Genomic DNA, 25,581 nt, shown 5'->3' on the forward strand with positions numbered 1-25,581 from the left:
TCATCTATGCGTGAAGTCGTTTCACGACCCGCACTTTTCCGTTTTTTTCTTTTTTAATACTGCTGACGCTTTTCATGAATACTTTCATCCGTGATGTAAAGAGGCGCTCGACTTCATTTTTGAGTACCGCTTCATGCTCTGGTTCGAATCGCTCGTCGTCTTTCACATACAACATCTCAATTTCATCAATTTGATACTGAAGCACCTGAATTTGAACGATAGAATTTGGCAACACTCCGACAGCAGCCGTCAAATCACCTTCAAAGACTTTATAACCTTCCGGTGTCTCGACATAGTTCATTTGACGACCATCGATTGATTCGATGATTGTATCTTGGTCATCACACGGACAACTCGTATCACTGATTGTCATCCGATCGCCGATTCGATAGCGAATGAGCGGTGTGCCGTGTGTGGTGAAACTCGTGACGAGCGCCTCTCCAGAAACATCTGTCTCGATGATTCCCATCTCTGGTCGCAAATGCATTTTTCCTTGTTCACATTCCGTCACAATTGGAGCTCCCTCAGAAGAGGCGTATTGGTCAAACACTGGCGCCTGAAACATTTCTTCAAGTAACAAGCGACCCGATGGCGTAAGTGTCTCCGAAGTCGGGAATAACGCGATTGGTTGAAACGATAACGTCTTCTCATGTCTTTTTAAATATTTGGCGATTTCAAGCATATCGGAAGGTGAGCCGTCGAGTGCAGCTGGTTGAAACCGATTCAACGAATCAATGTAATACGGAATCGTCGCCGGATTGGAATGAACGACTGAATACAGCATCTGTTTCATCGGTGCGTTGTATCGCCAATACACTTCACTTTTTTGGGCTCGTGGACAAATCATTCGTCCGGTGAAGCTAGCTCGTTTCATCCCTCGATAAAAACCATGCTGCTCTTTGAAATAATCAAGGTGTGCCATTCGAATTTGATAATCATATTCGGTGAAGCGTACTTGAATCGATTTTCCTGTCGTTCCCCCGGTCATACCGATGATCGGAGCATGAATATCAGAAAAAATGGTTTCATCTGTTCGTAACGTTTCCTTCTCTAATGGCGGAATTCGTTCAAAGTCCTCTAGTCGTTCGAGCGGTAGAGAAATACGATGCTTTTTAAAGATGCGGCGGTAATATGCGTTATGCCGATTACAAAACGTTAAAAATTGATTTAAGTGATTTAACCTCGCATCTGGCGAGCTCCCTTGTGTACGTCTCAGTCGTTCGAGTTCTTGTTGATAGTATGGACCGTATCGCTCCCGGTATAGTTTGATTCCATATAACGAAATCAACCAATTTTGAATGCGAATCGGTGAATTGGCATATATTCGGTCCTGAATCATCCGCATTACTCAATGCCCTCCTTTAGCACTTGATGATAGGTAAGGTACCAGTCAATGAATGCGTTCACGCCGTCTTGAATGGAAGTTTGCGGTTGAAAATCAATCGATTCGTATAGAGAAGATGAGTCCGCAAAGCTAGCAGGCACATCGCCTGCTTGAAGAGGAAGCAAACGAAGGATTGCCTTTTTGCCGACACGTTCTTCAATCGTTCGAATAAAGTCCATCAACGACACGGGTTGTTGATTCCCAATGTTATACACACGGAATGGGACGTCACTTCGGTCAGGAAGCGGTTGTTCATAGTCGAACTCTTCTTCTGCCATCGGTTCGATATCCATGAGTCGGACAATCGACTCAATGATGTCATCGATGTATGTGAAATCACGCTCCATCTCGCCGTAATTGTATACATCGATCGGTTCACCTTTTAAGATCGCCTCCGTGAATTTGTACAGTGCCATATCCGGCCGTCCCCAAGGTCCGTAGACACTGAAGAATCGTAGGCCCGTTGTCTTGAGTCCGAATAAATGACTGTACGTATGAGCCATCAGCTCATTGGCTTTTTTCGATGCGGCGTATAGAGATAACGGATGGTCCACCGGATGCTGTTCAGAAAATGGCATCGCTTGATTCGAGCCATAGACCGAGCTCGATGATGCGTAAATCAACTGATCTACCGGATAATAACGACACGCCTCTAATATATTCAAGAAGCCAACGATATTTGATTGGATATAGGCGTCCGGATTTTCTAAACTGTATCGCACCCCCGCCTGCGCCGCTAAATTGACCACGATTTGAGGTCGCGTTTTTTCAAAGACACGCGTGATGGCCATCTTGTTTTCAAGGGCATCCCGGTATAATTTGAACCGCGGATGGGTCAACACATGAAGTCTTGATTCTTTTAGTCTCGGGTCATAATAATCGTTGACCACATCAATCCCAATGACATGGTGACCTTCTTTTAATAACCGTCGAGCCAGATGAAATCCGATGAACCCGGCTACCCCGGTGACGAGCACTGTTTTCTTCATAACGACTTCCTCCTTTGCGCTGACTCGTTGACTCGCATCCGTACCGGTTCAATTTGTGGACCGAAAATACTTTCCATCACTTCTTCTGGTAATTCGTTATTGGCGACAAATAATAAGAAAGAGGTGAGTCCGTTCGATTGATCGAGCAGATGCTCAATTGTTTTTAAAATCGGATCGACCGATTTAAACGGTCTCGTACAACCGACAAAGATTTTTTCATATACTTGATTCGTATGTTCGCTCGAGGCAAGTAGTTCTTCGAACAACTTTTCACCAGGGCGAATACCACTGAACTGAATCGGGATTTGTTCGAGTGTAAAACCACTCAATGTAATCATTCGCTTCGCAAGATCTACAATTTTGACTGGGTTGCCCATATCGAGTACGAATACTTCTCCTCCGCTCGCGAGCACGCTCGCTTGAATGACGAGACGACTCGCTTCTGGAATGGTCATAAAGTATCGGGTCATCTCAGGATGCGTCACCGTAATCGGTCCGCCTTTTTGAATCTGTTCCTTGAAGAGCGGGACAACCGAACCTCGACTCCCTAAGACATTGCCGAAACGTACAACTGAAAATCTTGTCTCGCTATGTCTCGCCTGCTGCTGCACCACCATTTCTGCCACACGTTTCGTCGCACCCATCACGTTCGTTGGATTGACCGCCTTGTCTGTCGAGATCATGACGAATCGTTTTACTCCGAAGAAATCAGCGACCTCCACCATATTCTTTGTCCCGTAAATATTATTCTTTACGGCTTCCCTTGGGTTGTCTTCCATGAGCGGAACATGCTTATGAGCTGCCGCATGATAGACAACGTCTGGTCGATACTGATCAAACACTTCTGTTAATCGAGCCCGATCCTGGACGTCACCGATGACGGGACAAATTTCTGTATCGGACCCAAGTAAGCGAAGCTCTCGATCAATCGCATATATGCTATTTTCACCATGTCCAAACAGAATCAGTTTCCCTGGATGAAACTTCAGCAATTGACGACAAAGCTCGGAACCAATCGATCCTCCTGCACCCGAGATGAAAATCGTCAACCCGCTCAACGTTTGAGAGATTTCCGAAACATCGAGCTGAACCGGTTCACGTCCGAGTAAATCTTCGATGGCCACTTCTCGAATTTCATTTAATGACACTTTGCCGGATGCGAGTTCCGCAAGCATCGGTAGTGCATGAGATTCCACGCCCGTCTTTTCAATTCGTTTCAGCAGTTGGACGCGATCTCCGTATGGAAGAGAAGGAATGGCCAACACAACCACTTCGATATTCAGCTCTTCAATTTTTCTCTCCAGTAAATCAATCGAACCGATGACCGGTGTTCCGTGAATGTAAAGACGGTGAAGCAATGGATTATCATCCAACACCCCAACGACATGAAGGACGTTGGTCCGGTGTTCTTTCAATTCTTTAATGATTTTTTGGCCCGATTCGCCGCCACCAATGACCAATGTCGCTTTCCCGTTCGACACCGGTGCATGAAATTGGAAGAACGACCGTGTTCTTGCGACGAGACGGATAAATAACATTCCGTTAAACGCGATTAAGCTTTGAATAAAAATTGCTTGATAGGAAAAGCCATCCAACAATAAGTAGGATGCAAATAAAACGAACGTATCACTCATGACCAATACAATCGCCAGGAGTTGCAATTCACGCATCGATCCATAGCGCCAGTCGATTCGGTATACCCGAGTCACCCATCCTAAAATGAGAAGAACGAGTGTCTTCAATCCGAGGATTGAGATCAAATCTAACGGATCAGACGTTACCGTTGGATCATTTGCAAAGAATAGGTCAAATGTCACAAAAATTGCGAGTGCCGCAATCGTAATATCGAGTAACATCAAGAGCGCATTTTTTCGATCAATGGGAGACCGAACAGTTGGAGTACTCATCCTTTCACCACCTTCCATCCCAATCAGCTTCGAGTTGATGCTAGATAAGTACCCGTTCAAGATTCACAATTCAAAAGAAAAGAATAGCTTTTTGATACGAATGACATTTCGTCATGAAACGGTTTAACAAATGTGTAATGAGTTTTTCTTTTCTTTTGTGAATATTTTTAATTCATATGGGTATTATGGGAAGTATAAGGTAGGACATTTGGATTATTTTCACTTTGAAATTTTGTTTATGTCGCATTATCCCAAAGCAGTAAACGAATTCACATGTCCTTTACATCATCTCTCGTCACTGAATAATCTTTCTAGCTTTCCTTTAGGACCACCATTGTTTGACCACACCATGACCTTTGAAGCCACAACACGCTTCTGAAAAGGAGAGACATCACGATGAAACGATGGACAGAGCAACAGATCCTCTCATGCCTAAGACAAGCAGCAGACGAACTCGATGAATTTGACACAAAACAGTACACACTATGGGCCCGCAACAAAGACGTCCCCTCCCTATCGACCGTGATCTACAAATTTGGTTCTTGGCGGGAAGCCGTTCAGGCGGCGGAGATTAAGATGTTGTATCGTTATTACTCAGATGAAGATATTTTGACGGCACTGATTGAGGCCTCGGAAGAACTCGAGCTCTTTACGAGCCAGACGTATCGTGCCTGGGCAAAAATTTCACAAGCCCCTTCTTTGACGCTGATCAGTAGCCGATTCGGTTCGTGGTCAAATGCGTTACGTGAAGCCAAACTTCAAACGACGACGGTACGGAACAATGAAGAACGCATCATCCAAGCGTTGATTGAGGCCTCTGAAAAGCTAGAGCGTCTCACGTCCCAACATTACGCGGTATGGGCACAAGAAAAAGGCTATCCGACAGTGGCGACAATCGCTCGAAAATATGGATCATGGAGCTATGCACTTTTCGTCTTGGATATCGCGCCACCGAAACGCAAGTGGGACGAGGAAGACGTCATTGATGCCTTGCGCTTAGCCAAAACAGAGCTACCGCATTTTAGTATCCTTCATTACCGAAAATGGGCTGAAGGTCGAAACGTCCCGAGTACATCGACGATCAATGCGTTGTTCGGAAGCTGGACGGCCGCTTTAAAATGTATGGAGGAACAAAAAGTAAAACAATAACCTACACAGATGAACGCATACAAAAGCGCCGACTCAACAGAGTCGACGCTTTTTCATGTGACGATAGCAATATATAACGGAATGCCAACTAACAAATTGAACGGGAACGTCACGGCAAGGGACAGGGTCAAATAAAAGGAAGGTTTCGCATCTGGGACCGATGCCTGTAACATTGCGGGAGCAGCAATATACGACCCGCTCGCCGCGAGTGTCATCAAGAGAATTGTTCCGCCATCAGATAAATTAGCGATATTCGCAGCGACAAAGCCGACAAGTGCCCCGACTAATGGAAACACCATGCCCATGATCACAAACTTCAAGCCATATGACGGCACCGTCTTCAACTGCTGTCCGACTTTTACCCCTAGACCTAATAAGAATAGAAGTAACACACCTGGGAACAAGTCGACGAAAAATGGTTTGAGCGGTGTGGCATCTGGTGTCACAAGTCCCACGATTAGACCTGCAAACATCAAGAGGATACTTTTCGAGAACAAACTATCCCGTAGCACAGACAGAGAGTTCGTCTTCCCTGACGTGGCCGTGATCCCCATGACCTGTGTTTGATTGTATAGCAGTAGCGCCACAATCAGACCGGGGATTTCAAGGACGACGACCAATGTCGTCATGAACGGCTCGTAGGCGATCCCGAGCCGTTCGAGCTGTGTCGACGCGGCTACATAGGTGACGAGCGATACCGAGCCGAACGTCGCAGCCATGGCAATTCGCTCGGGAAATGAGAATTTAAGTATTCCCCCGACGTAGAACGCGAGTGTCGGCAGTAAAATCCCACTCAACAGCGTCACGGTCAGCGGTAATGCGATGTCTACAAAAGATACCGCGGCGAGTCCCATGCCTCCCTTCAGTCCGATGGCAAGCAATAAGTAAATGTTAAGCGTCGTGCTCAATGCATCCGGGATTGTTAAGTTTGATTTTCCGACTGCGGCGATGACACCCGTCACGAATAAGAGTACCGGGGCGCTCGTCAATAAAAATAAGAACAATTCCATACATTTTCCTCCTTGGCGACAAAAAAGCGCACACCTAAAGAAGGTGTGCGCTGTATGCCGACGGCTCGACTAATCGCTCCGTCAGGCCGACAACTGTCGGTTGATTAAATTGGTCAGTAGCTCCGTAAGAAGATTTCGAAAGCACGCCTCATGACGACTCGTCCAGTCGATCCTCTATACGTCTCTGATTTTTATTTTAAAAAGGTGACGTTTCGTTGTCAATCGGTTTGATCCCAAGGTGCATCTAAACGAAACACGATGAGACGTTCGCCTGTTTTCGTACTGATGTCCGTGTGGAGCGAGACAATCGAACGACCGAGCACTTGCCCGACAATCGTTTCAAGTTGACTCCGTCCGGATTCGACGAGATTGTTGCGGTATTTCTTCAATTGCTCGCGACCCGCCGACTTGATGGCCAAGTCATACTCGGCCGGCGTCAACACCCCTTGAAGTGTGACGATGGCGAGGTCTCGAAGCAGGTCTGCCTTACACGTCAATGACCCGCGCCCCAAGTATTCTTTCTCCCATTGGGTGATACGGGCACTCAGTTCCATTTCCAGCTGACCCTTTTTTCGCATTTACTTCACGAATCCAATCATCATCTCACGAAGAATCTTAGCTGCTGCGATGGCTGTCATATCTGACTGATCGTATGCCGGTGATACTTCGACAAGGTCTGCACCGATGATGTCGAGGTCTGCGTTCGCAATGGCATGTACCGCTTCGAGCAATTCTTTCGTCGAGATGCCACCGATTTCTTGTGTCCCTGTCCCTGGTGCCGCTGAAGGGTCGAGAACGTCGATGTCAATCGTGACATATACTTTTTTCCCAGCGAGTGTCGGTAAGACACGCTTGAGAGGCTCGATGACTTCAAATTGATGCATGTTGTAGCCGACTTCACGAGCCCACTCAAACTCTTCTTTCATCCCTGAACGAATCCCGAACGAGTAACAGTTCGATGGTCCAATCAAGTTTGCCGCTTTTTTGAGCGGAGTCGAGTGTGAAAGCGGTTCGCCTTCATACTCATCACGAAGATCCGTATGTGCATCCAAGTGGAGGATGACAAAGTCGTTGCCATACACGTCATGCATCGCTTTTATGATTGGCCATGTGACGAGATGCTCCCCACCCATTCCGAGTGGGAACTTACCTGCTTTGACAACATCTTTGACGAACGCCTCAATCATATCGAGCGACTTCGGTGCGTTCCCGAATGGAAGCGGGATATCTCCTGCATCGTACACCGCTGCATCTGCCAAGTCACCGTCTAAATACGGGCTATATTCTTCAAGTCCGATCGATACTTCACGAATCCGGTTCGGACCGAAACGTGAGCCTGGGCGGAAGCTGACCGTCCAGTCCATTGGCATCCCGTAAAGAACCGTCTTCGCCTCTGTCACCTCTGGGAGGCTGGCGATAAACACTTTACCTGAGTAGGCTTCATCGAAACGCTTAATCATTTTGTCAAATCCTCCACGAATTTAGGAAGAACGAATGCTGCGTTGTGAAGCTTCGGCGTGTAGTACTTCGTTTCGATATCATGGAAACGTTCAGCTGATACTTGTTCCGGGTCGTATTTCTTCGAACCGATTGTGAACGTCCACATGCCACTCGGATACGTTGGTACGTTTGCCGTGTACAATTTCGTGATTGGGAAGATTTCCTTCACGTCACGTTGAACCGTTTGAATCAGTTCTGGTGTGAACCATGGGTTATCTGTTTGTGCGACAAAGATGCCATCCTCTTTGAGCGCTTTCGAGATTCCTGCATAGAACCCTTTTGTGAAGAGGTTTGCTGCTGGTCCGACTGGTTCAGTCGAGTCGACCATGATGACATCGTACTCGTTTTCTGACTTGGCGATATGCATGAAACCGTCACCGACGATGACTTCTACACGTGGGTTATCGAGTTCACCCGCAATATTTGGTAAGTATTTCTTCGAATATTCAATGACTTTCCCGTCGATATCAACGAGAACCGCTTTTTCCACTGATGGGTGTTTCATAATTTCACGGATGACACCGCCGTCTCCCCCGCCGACAACAAGTACATGTTTCGGATTCGGGTGTGTAAAGAGTGGGACGTGTGCGACCATCTCGTGATAGACGAATTCGTCCTTATCCGTCGTCATGACCATTCCGTCAAGTAACAACATCGTTCCGAACTCGTCCGTTTCGACCATCTCTAGTCGTTGAAACTCCGTTTGTTCGCTCTCATAAACGTGGTTTACACGGAACGTAATTCCGTAATCTTCTGTTTGGTGCTCCGTAAACCATAATTTTAATTTTTGGTCCATCGATAGAACCCCTTTCTGTTCAAAAAGTTGTTCGTATGCGAGTGGCGTTTTGAGGCGCTTCTTAATCATACGATAGGAAGTATACAAAACCTGTACCCATTTTGCACGATTTTTTTGTGGAACTGATTCAGAATGTGAGTTTTTTGTGAGATACGACCGATATACTGAATGAACCAATTCTGAATCGAAAGGTGGAATAGTATGTGGTCACCCTGTGCTTCTTGTAACACAACCATTCCTTTGATTGCTCAAGGAACGCTCGTCACGAAATTCAAAGAATACTCTTATAAATCGTTTGAAGAACTCGACACACTCCTTATGCATGCGGACGGAACGGTTTACTGTGTCGATCCTGAAACGAACCGTCAGACACCGCCGCTTGAGGTCGAAGCGCTACAAGATCAGCTTGCCAATCGACACATCATTGAACAGATTCAACATGGGACGTTCGAGAGCCATCTCCAACCAATCATCTTCCTCAACTCGAAGGAAACGTTTGGGTACGAGGCGCTCCTCCGTAGCGGCGCCAACATCTCGCCCTATGATTTATTCCGGACGGCAAACCGTTTCGGCCTACACTCAAAGCTCGATCAACGCGCCCGCGCCGAGGCAATCAAAGCAACGTTTGAAGCCGTCGCCCCTCACCAAAAGACATTCATCAACTTCTTGCCCTCGACGATTTACAACCCGGACTATTGTCTCCAGCATACGTTCGATATCATCGACCGCTATGACCTCAGTCCAGATCGTTTTATCTTTGAAGTCGTCGAGACGGAAAAAGTACACGACGTCGATCATCTCCAACACGTGTTTTCCACATATAAACAACGCGGGATGCAAGTCGCGCTAGACGATGTCGGGGCTGGCTTCTCGACGATCGATATGCTGAAGCGACTCGAACCGGATTACGTTAAAATTGACCGTTCGTACATCTCGTTTTGTGATGAAGATGCTGAAAAACGTACATTCCTCAAACAAGTTCGTGAATTGACCCACTCAATGGGGATCACACTTCTTGCTGAAGGTGTCGAACGCGCGGAAGAGGCAGATGTGTGTCGTGAACTCGGGTTCGATTTGGCACAAGGTTATTTCTACGGGAAACCAGTCCCAGCCAATCAATACAAGATTGAAATTTCATAATCCCTACCTAAAGTGCAGGAATCGGCTTCGTCGACATCCTGTGCTTTTTTTAAGTAAAAATACTTTCTCCAGCATTCTCATGTTGTTTCATCGATTTTTAGGTTTCGGTCAGAGGTGTTCAGGAGATAGCCTATTATAGAAGATGGATGTGCGCGGAAAAGGTGGGTGAAAAGATGAAATCATGGATTGTCAGCGGATATGCAGTCGTACTTGGAATCATCATCGGTCTAGTGAGCTGGCTCTTCCTGTCTGTCGTATACAAAGGAATACACTTCGTCTGGCATACGGTGCCCGAGCAATTCGACTTTCCTTTTTATCTGTTTCTCGTCCCGGTTCTCGCCGGAGTAGGAATTGGTCTATTGCAACATCGCTACGGTCGGATGCCTCGCCTCATGCCCGAAGTGATGGCAGAACGAAAAGATACCGGTCGCATCGACTATCGCGTGATCGGGTTCACCACGTTGACTGCCTTACTCGTCTTGATTGGAGGCGCTAGTCTCGGTCCTGAGGCCGCGCTCGTCGGAATTGTCGGCGGACTCACGACATGGTTCTCCGAGCGCATTCGCCACGTGCGGCAAGAGTTAGGAGAATTACAGGAAGTGGGGCATGCCGTCGTTCTCGGGATCGTCTTCAACGCACCACTGTTTGGTGCGATTGCTGCCGAAGAGACGGAACAGAAAAAACAACCGATGTTAAACCTTCTTGCGACACTCGCCGGACTCGGAACGTTTTATCTGCTCAATCAACTTGATGAACGTCCGCCATTCATCATTAAATTCCCGGCAATCGAGAACGTTCAAATCAGTTGGACCATACTCCTCATCGTTCTATCCGGCATTCTGCTCGGTTGGCTCTATTTGTTGAGTGAGCATGCGCTCATGCGACTGTTTTCAAACGTTCCAATTCTCTTTCTTACCGTGCTCGGAGGCGTCGGAATTGGTAGTATGGCACTCCTTTATCCGGATTTACTGTTCTCCGGTGAAGAGACCATTCTCGAATATGTAGAAGAGTGGCGACTCGTCCCACTCTACATTCTCCTCCTGTTCAGCGTACTGAAATTACTGTTTACGGCATTTTGTTTAGCGACGGGCTGGCGTGGTGGACACATTTATCCCCTTCTCTTCTCTTCTTTCACGCTCGGTTATTTTTTTAGTTTGTTATTCGGACATGATATGACGTTCACCGTCGTCCTGACGACAAGTGCTTTACTGGCGACAGCAATGCGACAACCATTGGCCATCATCGTCTTACTCGTACTATTCTTTCCACCGAACAGCTGGCTTTATGTGTTTGCCGTCGTGGCAGTCGTTTCCAAAATTCCACTCCCCTCGTTCATTCATTCTCCAGTAAAACCTTGAGTTTCAGAATGAAAAAAAGGGTAAAAGATGAATAGTTATGCACTTTCTCGAAAGGAGGAACGGTTGTGAGCGAATACGAAATGGCCATTGAGAACCTCATTGATGCAGTCAGCTCGGATTGGATTAGTATTATTTTAGCTATTTTAGTCGTGATTATGGGGATTGTCGTCTTCATCTTTGTCATCATGACGATTGTCGACATGTTTTTATCCAAAGATATCGTTTGGGGAATCGTTGAAGTCATCGCTCTATTCGTCGGACTGGCTGTCTTATTGTCCGTCTTCTACTATTGGACTCGAAATCGGACAAAAGCACAGTTTGCCCTTTTCCTCGTCTTGTTCTCTCTCGCAGTGAATGTATACTTTTTCGCCCGTTATGCGGACGAAATCAACGCTGTTTTAAATAGCGTGTACTAAAAAACGAGGGGGAAATCCCCTCGTTTTCATCGTATCGGAAAGGTGGTGTTTCGTTTGAAACGTCGTGTCATTCAATTAATGACCATGGTCGTCAGTGTTATCGCTTTAGTCGGCCTCTTATTTTGGTTAGATATTCTCATACCTGTCCTCATTACGATTGCACTTTTAGCCCCATTCATCGTAGGATGGCAAATTTTGTTCGATCAGGTCCTTCCTCAAGGAAAACTCGCCTGGTTATTGGCCGTATTTCTCCTTCCGTTCATCGGAGTGATCGCATGGGTCATGTTCGGACGTACACCACGTCGCCATCGACGCTTTAAACGCACGTCATCTGAAATCCGTATGCTCCGGCAAGCAATCGAAAGCGAGAAAATCGAAACCTCGCCTGACATCGTGAGTTCCTATCCATTGACGCGCACACTCGAAAAATTAGGCGCATCTGGTGCCGATGGACATACCTCGACAACGCTCCTCCTCAATGGGGAAGAAAAATTTGATGCCCTATTAGAGGCCATTAACGGGGCGACTGACCATATCCATATTCAATACTATCTATTCCGAACAGACGAAATCTCCTTGAAGGTTAGAGATGCTCTCATTCAAAAATCGAATGAGAACGTGACGGTTCGTTTTTTATACGATGGACTCGGTAGCCAAGAAATCGGTGAAGACTTCATTCAACCGTTACGTGATTCACGTGTTCACGTCCAGGCGTTCGATCCAGTCTTACATCCATACCTCGTCTTTAACGCCAACTTCCGCAACCATCAAAAGTTAATCGTCGTAGACGGACGAGTTGCGTTAACTGGTGGCTTGAACGTAGGTGACGAATATTTAGGTAAAAATGAGAAGTTAGGGTTCTGGCGCGACACCCATCTCCGGCTCGAAGGTCCTCTCGTCCGAGAGCTTCAACAACTTTTTGTCGAGAACTGGTTATATGCTGGTCAAGGGACGACCGATGAAACATGGGACTTATTTGCAGAAGGTGAACACCTTTCCCGCTACTTCGTGAATGAACCGAAAGGACAAAACGGTGCGATCCAACTCCTCGTCACGTCTCCCGGAAGAGATGTGACCATTCGTGACGGATTCATGCGCTTATTGATGGAGGCAAAAGAATCCATTTGGCTCACAACGCCATACCTCATTCCGCCACCTGAACTATTGGCTATTCTCGAAGTCGCAGGACGAAGCGGCGTCGATGTCCGGCTCGTCGTTCCAGGAAAAGGTGATGAATGGTTCAGCTATCATGCCTCCGAATATTATTTTGAGGAGCTGTTGAAACGGAATGTGAAGATTTATAAATATAATCGACATTTCATACATGCCAAAACCTTACTGATTGATGGCAAAATCGCTATGGTCGGATCCGCTAACTTTGATTTCCGAAGCATGTTTCTCAATCATGAGATGATGGTGGCACAATTTGATACGACATCCATCAAGCGACTGCATGAATCATTTTTAAAAGATTTCGAAGAGTCGATTTTAATCGACTGGGCGATGTTACGGAAAAAAACGACCGGAAAACGATTCATCGAAGCGTTTTGTCATATCTTTTCGCCGCTTCTTTGACGCGTTCGCCAAACGAGATATACTATGACGACAAGACCTACTAACAGCAGTTGCCAGCCGATCGTCAACCGCATCGCCGCCGTTACCGCAAGTCCTTCCATCATGAGCGCCGGGATTTTCCCAAGCGTACTGGCGATCGCGAACGATCCAAGCGTCATGCGACTGAATGCTGCCGATAACGTGACAAGGCCAGACGGCACAAACGGCATGAGACGCATGCCGAGAACGAGAAACCATGCCTCTGTCCCTCTCGACGCTCGAAGACGTTGAAAACGTCCACCATCCGGGGACGTATAACGGTACAATGCTTTACGATAAAGAATAAAGCTCACAATAGCACCGATTGCCTCTCCGACTATCGAGATGAGGATACCTGGAACGAGACCGAGGACACCGACGTTGACTGCTGTCAAAAACGCACTCGGTAAGACGCCGGCGACCGCAATCACACTATTCAATAACACACTGACGATTAAAAATATAGGGAGCGGGAGCAGTTCCCATTCCATAACAATCACTCTTTCTATGCACAAAATAAGGACCATGACAGATCGTCATGGTCCTTTACTATATCATAGTGATGAAGAAGACGTTGCGCCTGCTTCATCCCACGAGTCTTCGTCGACAGGTGGTAGATGCTTTTCTTCCAATTTCGAAACGACAACCGCACACGCCGCATCCCCCGTGATGTTGACCGATGTGCGAAGCATATCGAGAATACGGTCGACCCCGATGATGAGGGCAATTCCCTCTACCGGCAAGTTGACCGACTGTAAGACGAGGGCAAGCATGACGAGTCCGACTCCTGGTACACCCGCTGTCCCGATGGAAGCGAGAACGGCTGTGATGACGACCGTCAATAATTGCGTAATCGTCAAGTCAGATGCGAACACCTGCGCGATGAAGATTGTCGCAACACCTTGCATGATCGCCGTTCCGTCCATGTTGACGGTCGCACCGAGTGGTTGCACGAACGATGAAATCGAGCGCGGCACGCCAAGTTTCTTCTGTGCGACTTCCATCGATACTGGAAGCGTCGCGTTTGACGATGAGGTCGAGAATGCAAACGTCATGGCCTCATAGAAGTTTTTAAAGAAGAAGACCGGGCTCATTTTCCCGATGAAGTATACCGCTGCCCCATATACAATCGTTGCGTGTAAGAATAGCGTCAAGACGACGGCAGCCATATACCACGCCATGGCGACAACCGCATCGAGACCAATTCCTCCGATTGCGGAAGCAATCAATGCAAACGCCCCATACGGCGCGAGCTTCATGACGATATGAATGAGGTACATCATGATGCGATCGCCCTGCTTCACAAATTGACGCCACGTTTTCGCCTTATCCCCTAGGGCGATTAACGCAAACCCAATCAATGCTGCGAAGACGATAATTTGTAGCATGTTCCCCTCAGCGAGTGCTGTAATCGGATTCGTTGGAATCATATTGACAAATGTCTGTACGATATTTGAAGAATCCTCAGTCGCTGTTGATTCAAATTCAAGTCCTGTTGTCGCAAAGTCCCCACGTTCCCCTGGTTGTAGGACCGATGCGACACCCATTGCCAACATAATGGCAAGCGCCGTCGTCACTAAGAAGAATAAAATCGACTTCGTTCCGACCCGACCTAGCTCTTTCGGGTCCCCGAGACCCATGACGCCTAAAATAATCGAGAAGAAGACAATCGGGACGACTAACATTTTAATCAGGTTCAAAAAGATTGTTCCGACCGGAGATAGAATATATGGATTCACAATCTCATAAATATTATCCGGCAAGCCCGCCAATCCGAGACCAACTACAACACCTAGCGCGAGACCGATTAAGATTTTTTTCGTTTCGCTCATCGTATCACCCTTTCTATTTTTCACAATGTAGTCAGTATATCATAATACTGAATTTTCATACAATTACAAATGAATATCTCTTCAGTTACATTTTTTATTGGAATTCCCAAAAAGTTGAAACAAAAAAGATTGGAGACGAAACATCGTCCAATCTTTTTACTCGGCGCTTAAGCGCTCGATCTCTGCATGCAATTCAATCGAGTTCTCCCAAATCTCAGGACGGTGTTCCTGTAAGAAACTCGCCAAGACGTTCCGGGACGGGGCGTCCATCATGTCGATTAAAACCCGACCCTTTAGCGATTTGTCCATTTGATTGACGTGATACGGCAATAGTTTATAACCTCGTCTCGCTTCGACATCCACTAGCATGTCACATGCCGCGACCCCGCCGTAGTAGAAGCCTTCCGGTTTTCGACCTACCGTCACCCACACGATCCAGTATGGTTTTCCATTCGGTACCGCTTCCGGGTCCGTCAAAAACTTAATGCGTTTCTCGATGGCCGATTTGGCATGCATCGCCCCCATGTCGATTGTCGCAGTACCTGCATCAACATCGATGATCACCGGAGACATGTTATTTAAGCTAAGCGAACCGACACCAAAACCACCGTGACCGTCCGTCGCATCGTCTGAAATGATATTAAAATTAATGTCTTTCATGTTCCACCCTCCCCCTCTACTGTACACAATGATATAGGATGGTGGCAATCCTGAGTCACACCCAGTCGATTTGAAAGCGTCCACCTGGACCAATCTGTTCAATCAATGAACGATCTTCTTCGATGACTCGTCCGATGACATTGACGCGCTCATCTGCCGGCAAATCTCGCTTCGTTATTTGCATTTCTCCTGCATAACGACCGTAACGTTCATTGTCGATCGTGATACTGCCGAGCACTCGTTCTTTTATATCTCGCGGTTGAATCAAATGGTTCCCAGGTCGTCCATACGCTCTCGATTCGACAGAACGGATGACATCCCGCGCCGGATCCATCCGGTTCGTATGACTGGTTATAAGCGAATCATCATGATTTCGTGTGGTCGCTCGAAGAACGATGACGCCCTCGTCGTACGCCTGAAACTGTCGCATCGTCTGATCTGTCACACGCGGGTCACCAATCAAGACGCGATCGACCGTTTTATGCAAATCAAGATAACAAGAAAATGGAGATTTCCAACGATGTTCTTCAAGTGTAGGCAACGTCTCATGTAAAGGTCCACGTAACTGTTCATTTCCCGGGATGAACGCTTGAACTTTAACCCCTCGCGCATGTAACCAGGCGTTTCTCTCGTCAAACCAGAAACGGTCGAGTCCAGTTTCGGGACGGGGATAAAAGTTATGCCACGCTTCGGCGTGGTCACGTCGAAGCCCTTGTCGTAACATCTCTTCAAGTTCTGTTTCTGTGAGCGTACTCGCATTGAGGGCGATCATCATACGTCGTGACAAGTCTGCCACTTGTTTCGGTGTGACGCCATAGTCGACACGTAACCCGGTGACGCCCCACTCCAACAGCGTATGGGCATCGTCCCAGGTCTTACCGAGCGCCCGTAGAGACGATGGGGCGATATCCGCCACGAGCTCCATTTCAAGACGTTTCGCTAACGCACCTAACTGCTGGAGTCGTTCCGTGTAGATTGTCGGATCGTCTTCCGGAATATGAAGCGACGTAAAGATGCTCGTGAAACCACTCTCTCGCATACGTTCCATCCAAGCAATTGAATCGGGTGTCAGTTCATCGCCTAAGTATATTGAAATTCCTCTCATGTGAATCCCCCTTTCCGAAAGTAGAGAAAAAGATGACTCGATTCGAGCCATCTTTTCTTGTTAAATCCCATCCGCCATCTCTTCTTTGAAACCGAAGAAATAAGTGAACAAGAAACCTGCCGTATACGAAATCAATAGTCCGGCGATGTACGTCAAATACATGCCATTATCAATGAGCGGTGTGAGCGATAGACCGGATACACCGATTCCGAGCGCCGCTGTTTTCATTGTCGCTTGGAAAGCCCCACCGACAGCGGCCCCGAGACACGCTGTCAAGAACGGACGTCCGAGGGGAAGCGTGACCCCGTACAGGAGCGGCTCACCGATTCCGAGGAAACCTACGGGGATGGCCCCTTTGATAATATTACGAAGGCGTGGGTTGCGTGTCTTCACAAAAATCGCAAGCGCCGCACCGACTTGACCCGCACCGGCCATCGCCAAGATTGGGAGAAGGGCCGTCGTCCCGACCGTGTTCAACAGTTCCAAATGGATTGGCGTCAACCCGTGATGCAATCCGACCATGACGAGCGGTAAGAAGAATCCGGCCAAGAGTGCCCCTGCGACGGGTCCCCCAAATTCGAGCGTCGCATTGATTCCTCGCATGATACCGTCTGACAATACGCCAGCGACCGGCATGATTGCATAGAGTGCTGTAAATCCAACGATGAGAACAGTAAAGAGTGGTGTGAAAATAATATCAATGGATACCGGCATGAAGCGACGAATGTGTTTCTCGATATACGTCATGAGCCAACCGGCAAAAATAACCCCGAATAATCCACCACGCCCGACGACGAGCGGTTCCCCATAAATGACGATGTCCGCGAGGAGCGGGTTGAACAGAATTCCCCCTGCAATCGCCCCGAGTACCGGGGTCCCCCCAAACTCTTTTGCCGTATTCCACCCGACAAGGATGGCCAAATACGCGAATACCGTGCTTCCGAGCACGAGTAGAATCTGCATCCACGTCTCCGTCCGGTCGACGCCGGCATTGACGGCAAAGTTCGCAGCCCCGTTAATGATCCCCGAGGCGACAAGTCCAGGAATGAGCGGGATGAAGATGTTCCCAAGGCGACGAAGGAATCGTTTGAACGGTGACTTTTGCTTTTCTTTCACCTTTTGGCGTTCAACCGCCGCACGTTCCTCTAACGTCAAATTCGCATCCACTGACTCTTCCCCGATGGCAAGTCCCGTCTCATGACTCATATAATCCGCGACCCGATTCACGGTACCTGGACCGACGACGATTTGTAGCGTCTCATCATCGATGACACCCATGACCCCATCAATCTTCTTCAATGCGTCAATATCTGCCTTCGTCCCATCTTTCAATGTCAATCGGACACGCGTCATACAGTGCGCGAGTTGACGGATATTTTCTTTCCCCCCGACATGTGCGAGGATATCCCGTGCTAAAACCTCTTCTTTTTTCATCTCGATTTCCCCCTTATAGCGCCTCGCGGACGAATCCGTTCGCGCGCTCTAATCGTTTGACAGCCTCCTCATAAGAGACGTCCGCTAAAATCATGACGATTGCCGTTTTGACGTGCCCTTTAGATGACACAAAATAACGCGCGGCCGTTTCCATGTCGACCCCTGTCGCTTCTGCAATCATCCGTTTGGCACGCACTTCTAACTTTTCATTCGTCGGTTGCACATCGACCATCAAGTTTTGATACACTTTGCCTACTCCAATCATCGACGTCGTCGAAATCATGTTGAGGACCAATTTTTGTGCTGTTCCCGCCTTCAATCTCGTTGAACCGGTCAATACTTCCGGTCCTGTCTCCACTTCAATGGGATAATCCGCATGTCGGCTGATGATTGCATCACGATTACATGATATCGAAGCAGTAGTGGCACCGATTTCTCGGGCGTAATCTAGACCTCCGACCACGTATGGTGTCCGACCGCTCGCCGCAATCCCCACGACCGTATCCTCAGCCGTTAAATGAAGCGCTTTCAAATCTGTGACCGCCAATTCCTTACTGTCTTCCGCTCCCTCGACGGCCTGAATGAGCGCACGTTCGCCACCTGCAATCAATCCGATGACTTGATCGGGTGACACGCCAAACGTCGGCACACACTCTGCAGCGTCTAAAATCCCTAAACGTCCGCTTGTACCTGCCCCAATATAAATCAAGCGACCGCCTTTACGAAAGGATGCGATGACCCGCTCTACGACTTGTGTGATGACCGGGAGCTGCTCTTGAATCACTTGAGGGACTGTTTGATCCTCTGCATTCATAATCGTCAATCGTTCCTCAATCGACATCTCGTCTAGGTGCATCGTTCGTTCATTCCGTCTTTCTGTAGCCAATTTATCTAGCATCGCCACCATCCTTTCTTCTCTATGATTTCATCGTACTACATTGAAACTTAAAGTCAATTTATTATTTAATATTTATGAAATTTAGTTTCAATTACCACAAAAGAAAAACTCACTCTGGGCGAATGAGTCGTTTCTTCAAGACGTGCACGCGAGTCCCTTTATTCGTGACCGAATCCTTTTCATATACGTACCCGTTCCGTTTCCAAAATCGCTGTGCCCTCTCATTATGAGGAAGCACCCCTAACCGAAATTCCGTTTGATATGGACGCATATATTGATCTTCCAATTGATCATACAACGTTTGCGCCAAGCCCGTCCCGTGAAGAGATTCTTCAACGACGAACAAACCAAGCCAAAGCGAACCATCGACCGGGTGTTTTTTCAAGAGGTCGGCAATTGCCACGATCCGCTCTTTGTCGCGAAAAATCAGGCTAACGGTACCTTCTTCTTCAAAATCCGCCACGTTCTCGTCACGAAACATCTCGACAGATTGTTTATTCAACCGAGCGAAGGTATGTTGACACATTAAAAAATCTTCTAACGCCAGTCGATCCTCGGCAGTGTATAGTCGAATCATCGGCGCAATTTCACCATCTCATCCCGGGCTTCAGCGTATCGATCAATCAACCCTTCTCCCTTTCGGTGCAAGAGACCCATGTATAACGTATCGACAATCGTCAATTGCGTCATCCGTGAGGCGATACTTGCGATTCGGAAGTCACTCTCAACGTTCGGTGTGCAGAGTCGTACGTCCGCTTCCCGATAGAGTGGTGATTTATCTAAATTGGTGATGGCGATGACAGGCACTCGTTTCTTTTTCGCAAATCGAACGAGTTCGAGTACATCTTTTGTTCGTCCTGACGTGCTGATTGCGACGAATACATCAGACTTTCCTAAATGCGGAATCAGCGACAGCATATAATGAAAATCCGGAGAGGTCGTGGCCGCATAGCCAAGTTTTGTGAATTTATAGTGTGCATCGATGGCTGCCGTTGATGAACCACCGACCCCATAGAAGACGACACGATTCGCACGCGCGAACAAATCTACCGCATGTTCGAGCTCTCGTTTATCCATCGCTTCGGCACATGCTTCGATGGCTACCTTGTTCACATGAATGACTTTTTGGAACGAGTCATACGGTGTATCTTTTTGCTGGAGGACGTTGAAGTCCGTCAATGTCGTCTCCGTGACGGCCAAGTCTTTCACAAGGGCTAGTTTAAATGCTTTAAAACTATCAATCCCGACGACTCGAGCGAAACGAACGATACTCGCCTCGGACACATCCGTCTTTTGGGCAAGTTCTTTTGTTGTCATGTTTGGAATGAGCGTTGAGTGGGACAAAATATAATCTGCGATCTTCTTTTCGACCGCTGTCATATCCTCTTTCGCTAAATCAATTTTCGTAAGTAAGGATTCCATCGGGTCATCCCCTTCCTGCTACTATTGTCCCTTTATGATAGCGGATTCTTTCCTCATATTCCAATCACCTAAAAAAGGTCGAGCGTACGCCCGACCTATAAATTGTTCGAATTGAACGTGTCCCCGCCTTGAATGGCACCGTTCTCGAACCCTTTTTCAAACCATCGCATACGTTGTTCCGACGTCCCGTGTGTAAACGAATCCGGTGTCACATATCCACGTGACTGACGCTGTAACGTATCATCCCCAATTTGATGGGCGGCGTTCATCGCTTCTTCGACATCCCCAGCCTCAAGATAGCCGAGTCCTTGTGCATGATGGGCCCAAACGCCCGCGTAATAGTCTGCCTGTAACTCGAATCGGACGAGATAACGATTGAACTCGGTCTCACTCATCTCGTTACGAAGCGGCATAATCTCTTCAGTCGTCCCGAGAAGCGTTTGGACATGGTGTCCGACTTCGTGGGCGACAACATAGGCCATCGCAAAATCACCTGGTGCATTGAAACGTTGGCTCAGTTCATCGTAAAAGCTCAAATCGATATATAGATTTTGGTCGCCAGGACAATAGAACGGACCAACGGCAGACCCAGCAATGCCACAAGCGGATTCAACTTGTCCGGAGAATAGGACGAGCGTCGGCTCTTCATACGTCATCCCGTTTTCAGCGAAGATGTCGGTCCATACTTCTTCCGTATCTTTTAAGACGACCGCTACAAAGTCTGCCATCTCCTCTTCCCTTGCCGTTCCTGTATATGCTCCTTCTGATTGAGGTTCCCCGAGTCCGATATTATTGACGATGTCCGTTGTACTGCCCCCGTTCAACAATGTAAAGACGATGACGAGAATCAATCCGAGGCCACCACCGACTCCGGCAATGCCCTTTCCTCCGATGCTACGCCCGCGTCGATCCTCAACGTTCCGGCTCTGTTGTCTCCCTTTCCACTTCATCCCGATTCCTCCTACATTCGCTCTGTCTTGTTTATTACCCCAAATCCAGTAAAAGTGAGCTCATGTTTCTCCATAGATGAGAATTTTCTTTTCTAGAGGATGTGGATTCACTACAATGAAAGAGACTTCATAAAAGGAGGAACAACCCATGCCTTATGTAACGGTAAAAATGCTCCCAGGTCGTACTGTAGAGCAAAAACGTGCGTTGATTGAAAAAGTAACGGACGCCGTCTCCGAAACGACGAACGCGCCAAAAGAGAACATCACCGTCTTCATCGAAGAGATGGATGCGACACATTACGGTCAAGCCGGTGTGATGCATGCGGATAAGAAATAAGTGACAAACGGACTCCTAATATGGAGTCCGTTTTTCGTCTAAGCACCGTATCAACAATGTATCCGTTGAACTTCTTGAATCTTCGCTTGTAGCCCACAAAGAACCTCTTCAATGAAATCATCAACCTCTTCAGGAGACATATACATATATGTATGTTGCGGGTCGAACGGATGTGTCTCGTAAAAGGATGTGATGTTCTGAATTTGTTTTTTCGTCTGTCCTTGAGGAAAAAACGGTAAGACGTCTGCGAACGACGTGATGTGACGGAAGTCCGTCCAAAAGATATGATTCGGATGTTTTGCCAAGTACTCAAAATCAATCCCATACCAGTCCGTTTTGACTAAACGGGTATAGTCTGGTGTCCCGGCGATTGCCTTTACAATCGGTTCTTCCTTTTTCGCACGTGTTAACCGCACCCAATATTCGTCTGTGACCAGATGAAAGTAGTAACCGACTAAATAAGACCATTCGGCGCTCGTATATCGCTCAGGGTCGGTCAAGTATGTCTTTTTGAACAAGTCGGACGAGATCCCGTTCTCCGTTTTGAAATGCGTGATGGTTTTCGGTGGTTCAGGACGTCCGTCCGCTCCGACCAGTCCACAATCCGGACCGATATTCCCAACTAAAAAAGATAGACGGTCAAACGAGGAATCCGTCTCAAGAATCCTCTCCGCTATTCGAAAATGCGTCACCCATGTTGCCATTTTTATTCCTCCATTTCTCATTCAATCTTCCCTATTCACGTCGAACCGCTCGCTCGGAACAGTCGGTTTAATCAAGTGACGAGTCGCTCGCCAGATGTGGTAGCCGATACGGTCGAGCCAAAGCAACACTTGCACTTTTTGTATCGTCAGGTCCATCTCCATTTGGTTCGCCGCTGTTTCTTCTAACAGTTCCGAACGATGTGCTTTCCGATACTCCGCCAGTTGTTTCGAGGCCTGTTTCCACATCTTCGAATCTTCCGGCGGCGTGTGATGATTCAGTTGATTCACAAGGTCAAGTTCATGTAAGACCAGCTCTCGTGCCGTCAAAAAGTCGGTGTCCCGAAGTGCGTGGACCGGTTCGACCTCTCGCAAGACATACAACCAGCGTTCGAGATGATCAATTGTATGCAAGAGGGAGAGATGTTGGCCATAATCATTTTGTTTCCCCTCATCCTCAAGACGAATCGTACTTAAAAAGACGCGAACATCGCTCAACGTCTTATCGACGAGGATCAATTCATCCTCACGAAGACGCCCCCCACGGACGAGCAACTCGGTCTCGTTCCCTAAATAACGTTCGATTTCGAGTAGGGAACGTCGTGCCGCTTCCAAAGCAACGGTCGGGAGTTGCGACATATTTTTGTCGAGCAGACGCGTCAATTTTTCAGAGCGACTCGGAATCCACTTCAGTAATCGACGCGCAAACGGCTTATAAAACGGCAAAAATAGGAGCACCCCGAGTAAATGGAAGGTTGTATGGAACAAGGCAAGGCGTAACAAATCGTTCCAGTTGAACCAATCCGCTACTCGGTTCACCACAGAGAAGAGAACAGGGAACGTGAGCCACCCGATGAGGACAATCGATACATGGTAGATGGCGTGAGCCAACACGATACGCCGCGCAGATTTCCACCCTCCGAGCGAACCGAGTGCCACGACAAGGCTCGTCCCCGCACTCTGACCGAGCACCAAATAAGCAGCCTGCGGGAGTGAAATCGCCACTGTCGCAAGGGCCGTCATCGTTAACACGAGTCCAATCGTCGACGACTGAAGGACGGCGGTCATCATGAACCCGATTCCAATCAGAACGGCCTGATGCAGAACGGTCATCTCACCGGCCGAGCCAAACGAGAACGTGACGACATCCCGCATCGCTTCTTGTAGCGTCCCAATGCCAACAAAAATCAACCCGATACTGACGAGAAACAGTCCAACACGGCGAAGGCGCGGACGGGAGAGACGAACCGCCATCCCGATTCCAATGAGCGGCAGAAACAACTGGCGCACGTCTAAATTGTAGCCGAGGACGGCAATGATCCACCCGGTCGTCGCACTCCCTACATTGGCCCCAATGATGAGCGGCAACGATTGTGTGAACGTGAGGAGTCCTGCACTCACAAACCCAATCGTCATCAACGTCATGACCGAAGAAGATTGGAATAAGGCTGTTAACATTGCACCGAGTGCCGCTCCAGATATCGATCCGTCGGTGAACTGATTCAACCGATGACGTAATCGTGTCCCCGCCCATTTTTTGAGCGTATCCGTCAGTAACATCATCCCGAGTAAAAAAATCCCGATTCCACCAATCAGTGTCGCAATCTCCATCGTGTCACGCCCCTTTGCGTGTTCAATCGTCTTTTAATGTTGATAATATCCACGATTTTTCGTTCGCATGATCTTTTAAATTCAACAACACATCTTCCGGGTAATAGATTTTCTCATCCGACTGCCTCGAGTTCAAAATCGATTGAACGAGCATCGAAACCTCTGAAATCTCTTTGCGCTCCCCGTCATTCATCTGTAGATAAATTCCTTCATACTTACCCTGCCCTTTGTATAAATCATAAGGTAGCTGACTCAACTGGTCTTCAAGCAGATAGTATGTCGGCGGTAGCCCGATCGTCTCCATCGTCTGTCGCAGGCGCTCCATATAACGGACGCGATTCGCTTCCGGGAAGTTTTTATATTTTAATAATCGGCGATTCACGAAACGACTTGAAAGATCAGCTAAAATGGCATCGTCTTCCTCCATCCATTCTTGGAAATAGAAGTAGACGACCGTCTCGTCCAATTTCAAATATTGTTCGAGTGACATACCCGTTCGTTCAAAAATCGGCAAGAAATGTTTCGGCGTCATGTTAAACTTATAACCACTCTCATAGAGTTCCTGCGCCCGCTCAAGAATCGCTTTTAAGAGAAGATCACTCGACCGTGTCGCCGGATGCAGGTATACTTGCCAATACATTTGATAGCGGCGCATGATGTAATCTTCAATCGTATGCATACCCGACTGTTTGACCACGACTTGGTCTTCATCCGGGCGCAAGACGCGTAACATGCGTTCTAAGTCAAACTTTCCATAACTGACACCCGCAAAGTGAGCATCGCGCAATAAATAGTCCATCCGGTCAACATCAAGCTGCGAGCTGAGCATATTGACGATCAAGCGATTCGGATGCGTCTTGTTGATAATCGAGGCCACTTCTTCCGCAAACCCGACACCCATCTCAGATAACACCTTATTGACTTCGGTATCCCCTAAAATGATTCGTTCCGTCCACACTTCATGCCGAACGGAAAAGACGTGTTCGAACGCGTGCGAGAATGGACCGTGTCCGACGTCATGCAAGAGCGCTGCCGCTAACAATAACTCACGATCACGGTCGTCCCATTCCGGGTATTGTTGGAACTGATCGATCAACTGGCGTGCGATTTCGTATACGCCGAGCGAATGATGGAATCGGGTGTGCTCCGCCCCATGAAACGTCAAAAAAGACGTACCGAGTTGTTTGATGCGACGCAACCGCTGAAATTCTTTCGTATTGATCAGCTCCCAAATGAGGTGATCGTAAACATAAATATATCGATGTACCGGATCCTTAAATACTTTCGAGCCAGATAGTTGTCCTCGTGACGAGTACATGACATGCCCTCCTACGTTTCGTTATGTTCTAGATTCGACTTCAAACGAATCGTTCCCTCCATGCTATAATG

Annotated in this window: 25 protein-coding genes; 6 read left to right on the top strand and 19 right to left on the bottom strand. The window is 47.7% G+C overall.

The genetic code is table 11. The annotated features are described in order from the left end of the window. Positions 1–4 precede the first annotated feature (4 nt). Genes KNO66_RS09250 through KNO66_RS09260 form a run of 3 tightly spaced genes read right to left on the bottom strand, consistent with a single transcriptional unit; the run spans position 5 to position 4,280 of the window. A complete protein-coding gene (locus KNO66_RS09250; protein ID WP_214742146.1) occupies positions 5–1,345 on the bottom strand; it encodes a phenylacetate--CoA ligase family protein in 1,341 nt (446 codons plus the stop codon). Continuing rightward, the gene (locus tag KNO66_RS09255; protein WP_214742147.1) at positions 1,345–2,373 is read right to left on the bottom strand and encodes an NAD-dependent epimerase; all 1,029 of its coding nucleotides are present in this window, start codon (positions 2,371–2,373) and stop codon (positions 1,345–1,347) included. Before KNO66_RS09255 ends, KNO66_RS09250 begins: the two co-directional genes overlap by 1 nt. Continuing rightward, entirely contained in the window at positions 2,370–4,280 is a 1,911-nt protein-coding gene (locus KNO66_RS09260; protein ID WP_214742148.1) for a polysaccharide biosynthesis protein, read from the bottom strand. The genes KNO66_RS09255 and KNO66_RS09260 overlap by 4 nt, the downstream gene beginning before the upstream one ends. Before the next feature lie 396 nt (positions 4,281–4,676). Between KNO66_RS09260 and KNO66_RS09265 the strand changes: the two genes are divergently transcribed. Continuing rightward, positions 4,677–5,429 carry a homing endonuclease associated repeat-containing protein gene (locus KNO66_RS09265; RefSeq protein ID WP_214742149.1) on the top strand — a complete coding sequence of 251 codons (753 nt, stop codon included), beginning with the start codon at positions 4,677–4,679 and terminating at the stop codon, positions 5,427–5,429. A 53-nt stretch (positions 5,430–5,482) separates the two neighbouring features. On the opposite strand, the gene KNO66_RS09270 is transcribed toward KNO66_RS09265, so the two are convergent. From KNO66_RS09270 to speE, 4 genes are all read right to left on the bottom strand, one after another. Further along, the gene (locus tag KNO66_RS09270; RefSeq protein WP_214742150.1) at positions 5,483–6,439 is read right to left on the bottom strand and encodes a sodium-dependent bicarbonate transport family permease; all 957 of its coding nucleotides are present in this window, start codon (positions 6,437–6,439) and stop codon (positions 5,483–5,485) included. A gap of 218 nt (positions 6,440–6,657) precedes the next feature. After that, on the bottom strand, positions 6,658–7,017 hold the full coding sequence (locus tag KNO66_RS09275; RefSeq protein ID WP_214742151.1) for a Na-translocating system protein MpsC family protein: 360 nt from the start codon (positions 7,015–7,017) through the stop codon (positions 6,658–6,660). Continuing rightward, the gene (gene speB, locus KNO66_RS09280; protein ID WP_012727428.1) at positions 7,018–7,899 is read right to left on the bottom strand and encodes an agmatinase; all 882 of its coding nucleotides are present in this window, start codon (positions 7,897–7,899) and stop codon (positions 7,018–7,020) included. Next, positions 7,896–8,735 (bottom strand): polyamine aminopropyltransferase, encoded by an 840-nt coding sequence (gene speE / locus KNO66_RS09285; RefSeq protein ID WP_012727429.1) that lies wholly within the window; start codon positions 8,733–8,735, stop codon positions 7,896–7,898. The genes speB and speE overlap by 4 nt, the downstream gene beginning before the upstream one ends. A 201-nt stretch (positions 8,736–8,936) precedes the next feature. On the opposite strand from speE, the gene KNO66_RS09290 reads away from it, so the two are divergent. From KNO66_RS09290 to cls, 4 genes are all read left to right on the top strand, one after another. Further along, complete coding sequence (locus tag KNO66_RS09290; protein WP_214742152.1) at positions 8,937–9,875, top strand: EAL domain-containing protein; 939 nt, start codon at positions 8,937–8,939, stop codon at positions 9,873–9,875. 173 nt (positions 9,876–10,048) lie between these two features. Beyond that, positions 10,049–11,233, top strand: coding sequence for a chloride channel protein (locus KNO66_RS09295; RefSeq protein ID WP_214742153.1), 1,185 nt, complete (start codon positions 10,049–10,051; stop codon positions 11,231–11,233). Between the two features lie 65 nt (positions 11,234–11,298). Beyond that, positions 11,299–11,649, top strand: a complete 351-nt coding sequence (locus KNO66_RS09300; protein WP_214742154.1) for a hypothetical protein — start codon at positions 11,299–11,301, stop codon at positions 11,647–11,649. Between the two features lie 45 nt (positions 11,650–11,694). Continuing rightward, complete coding sequence (cls, locus tag KNO66_RS09305; RefSeq protein WP_353048566.1) at positions 11,695–13,224, top strand: cardiolipin synthase; 1,530 nt, start codon at positions 11,695–11,697, stop codon at positions 13,222–13,224. Here the strand turns inward: cls and KNO66_RS09310 are convergent. From KNO66_RS09310 to ypfJ, 9 genes are all read right to left on the bottom strand, one after another. Next, positions 13,200–13,733 carry a TVP38/TMEM64 family protein gene (locus KNO66_RS09310; RefSeq protein ID WP_251128078.1) on the bottom strand — a complete coding sequence of 178 codons (534 nt, stop codon included), beginning with the start codon at positions 13,731–13,733 and terminating at the stop codon, positions 13,200–13,202. The two genes, cls and KNO66_RS09310, sit on opposite strands and share 25 nt — an antisense overlap. A 63-nt stretch (positions 13,734–13,796) precedes the next feature. Continuing rightward, positions 13,797–15,074 carry a dicarboxylate/amino acid:cation symporter gene (locus KNO66_RS09315; RefSeq protein ID WP_214742156.1) on the bottom strand — a complete coding sequence of 426 codons (1,278 nt, stop codon included), beginning with the start codon at positions 15,072–15,074 and terminating at the stop codon, positions 13,797–13,799. 156 nt (positions 15,075–15,230) lie between these two features. After that, a complete protein-coding gene (locus tag KNO66_RS09320) occupies positions 15,231–15,734 on the bottom strand; it encodes a YwhD family protein (protein WP_214742157.1) in 504 nt (167 codons plus the stop codon). A gap of 55 nt (positions 15,735–15,789) precedes the next feature. Then, positions 15,790–16,839, bottom strand: a complete 1,050-nt coding sequence (locus tag KNO66_RS09325) for a DUF871 domain-containing protein (RefSeq protein ID WP_214742158.1) — start codon at positions 16,837–16,839, stop codon at positions 15,790–15,792. Positions 16,840–16,899: 60 nt separating this feature from the next. Continuing rightward, the gene (locus KNO66_RS09330; RefSeq protein WP_214742159.1) at positions 16,900–18,273 is read right to left on the bottom strand and encodes a PTS transporter subunit EIIC; all 1,374 of its coding nucleotides are present in this window, start codon (positions 18,271–18,273) and stop codon (positions 16,900–16,902) included. Between the two features lie 13 nt (positions 18,274–18,286). Then, positions 18,287–19,180 carry an N-acetylmuramic acid 6-phosphate etherase gene (murQ, locus tag KNO66_RS09335; RefSeq protein ID WP_214742160.1) on the bottom strand — a complete coding sequence of 298 codons (894 nt, stop codon included), beginning with the start codon at positions 19,178–19,180 and terminating at the stop codon, positions 18,287–18,289. A 100-nt stretch (positions 19,181–19,280) separates the two neighbouring features. After that, positions 19,281–19,748, bottom strand: coding sequence for a GNAT family N-acetyltransferase (locus KNO66_RS09340; RefSeq protein WP_214742161.1), 468 nt, complete (start codon positions 19,746–19,748; stop codon positions 19,281–19,283). Next, a complete protein-coding gene (locus tag KNO66_RS09345; protein ID WP_214742162.1) occupies positions 19,745–20,593 on the bottom strand; it encodes a MurR/RpiR family transcriptional regulator in 849 nt (282 codons plus the stop codon). Before KNO66_RS09345 ends, KNO66_RS09340 begins: the two co-directional genes overlap by 4 nt. Before the next feature lie 95 nt (positions 20,594–20,688). After that, a complete protein-coding gene (gene ypfJ, locus KNO66_RS09350) occupies positions 20,689–21,543 on the bottom strand; it encodes a KPN_02809 family neutral zinc metallopeptidase (RefSeq protein ID WP_214742163.1) in 855 nt (284 codons plus the stop codon). Positions 21,544–21,691: 148 nt separating this feature from the next. Between ypfJ and KNO66_RS09355 the strand changes: the two genes are divergently transcribed. Then, positions 21,692–21,880, top strand: coding sequence for a 2-hydroxymuconate tautomerase (locus KNO66_RS09355; protein ID WP_012727443.1), 189 nt, complete (start codon positions 21,692–21,694; stop codon positions 21,878–21,880). A 50-nt stretch (positions 21,881–21,930) separates the two neighbouring features. Here KNO66_RS09355 and KNO66_RS09360 read toward each other — a convergent pair whose 3' ends face one another. Genes KNO66_RS09360 through KNO66_RS09370 form a run of 3 tightly spaced genes read right to left on the bottom strand, consistent with a single transcriptional unit; the run spans position 21,931 to position 25,510 of the window. Beyond that, a complete protein-coding gene (locus KNO66_RS09360; RefSeq protein WP_214742164.1) occupies positions 21,931–22,584 on the bottom strand; it encodes a hypothetical protein in 654 nt (217 codons plus the stop codon). Between the two features lie 21 nt (positions 22,585–22,605). Then, positions 22,606–24,192: a Na/Pi cotransporter family protein gene (locus KNO66_RS09365; protein ID WP_214742165.1), complete on the bottom strand. Its 1,587-nt coding sequence runs from the start codon at positions 24,190–24,192 to the stop codon at positions 22,606–22,608. Positions 24,193–24,214: 22 nt separating this feature from the next. Beyond that, entirely contained in the window at positions 24,215–25,510 is a 1,296-nt protein-coding gene (locus KNO66_RS09370) for an HD domain-containing protein (RefSeq protein WP_214742166.1), read from the bottom strand. Positions 25,511–25,581 lie beyond the last annotated feature (71 nt).

The sequence above is a fragment of the Exiguobacterium sp. s48 genome, from assembly GCF_018617395.1.
Lineage (GTDB): Bacteria > Bacillota > Bacilli > Exiguobacteriales > Exiguobacteriaceae > Exiguobacterium.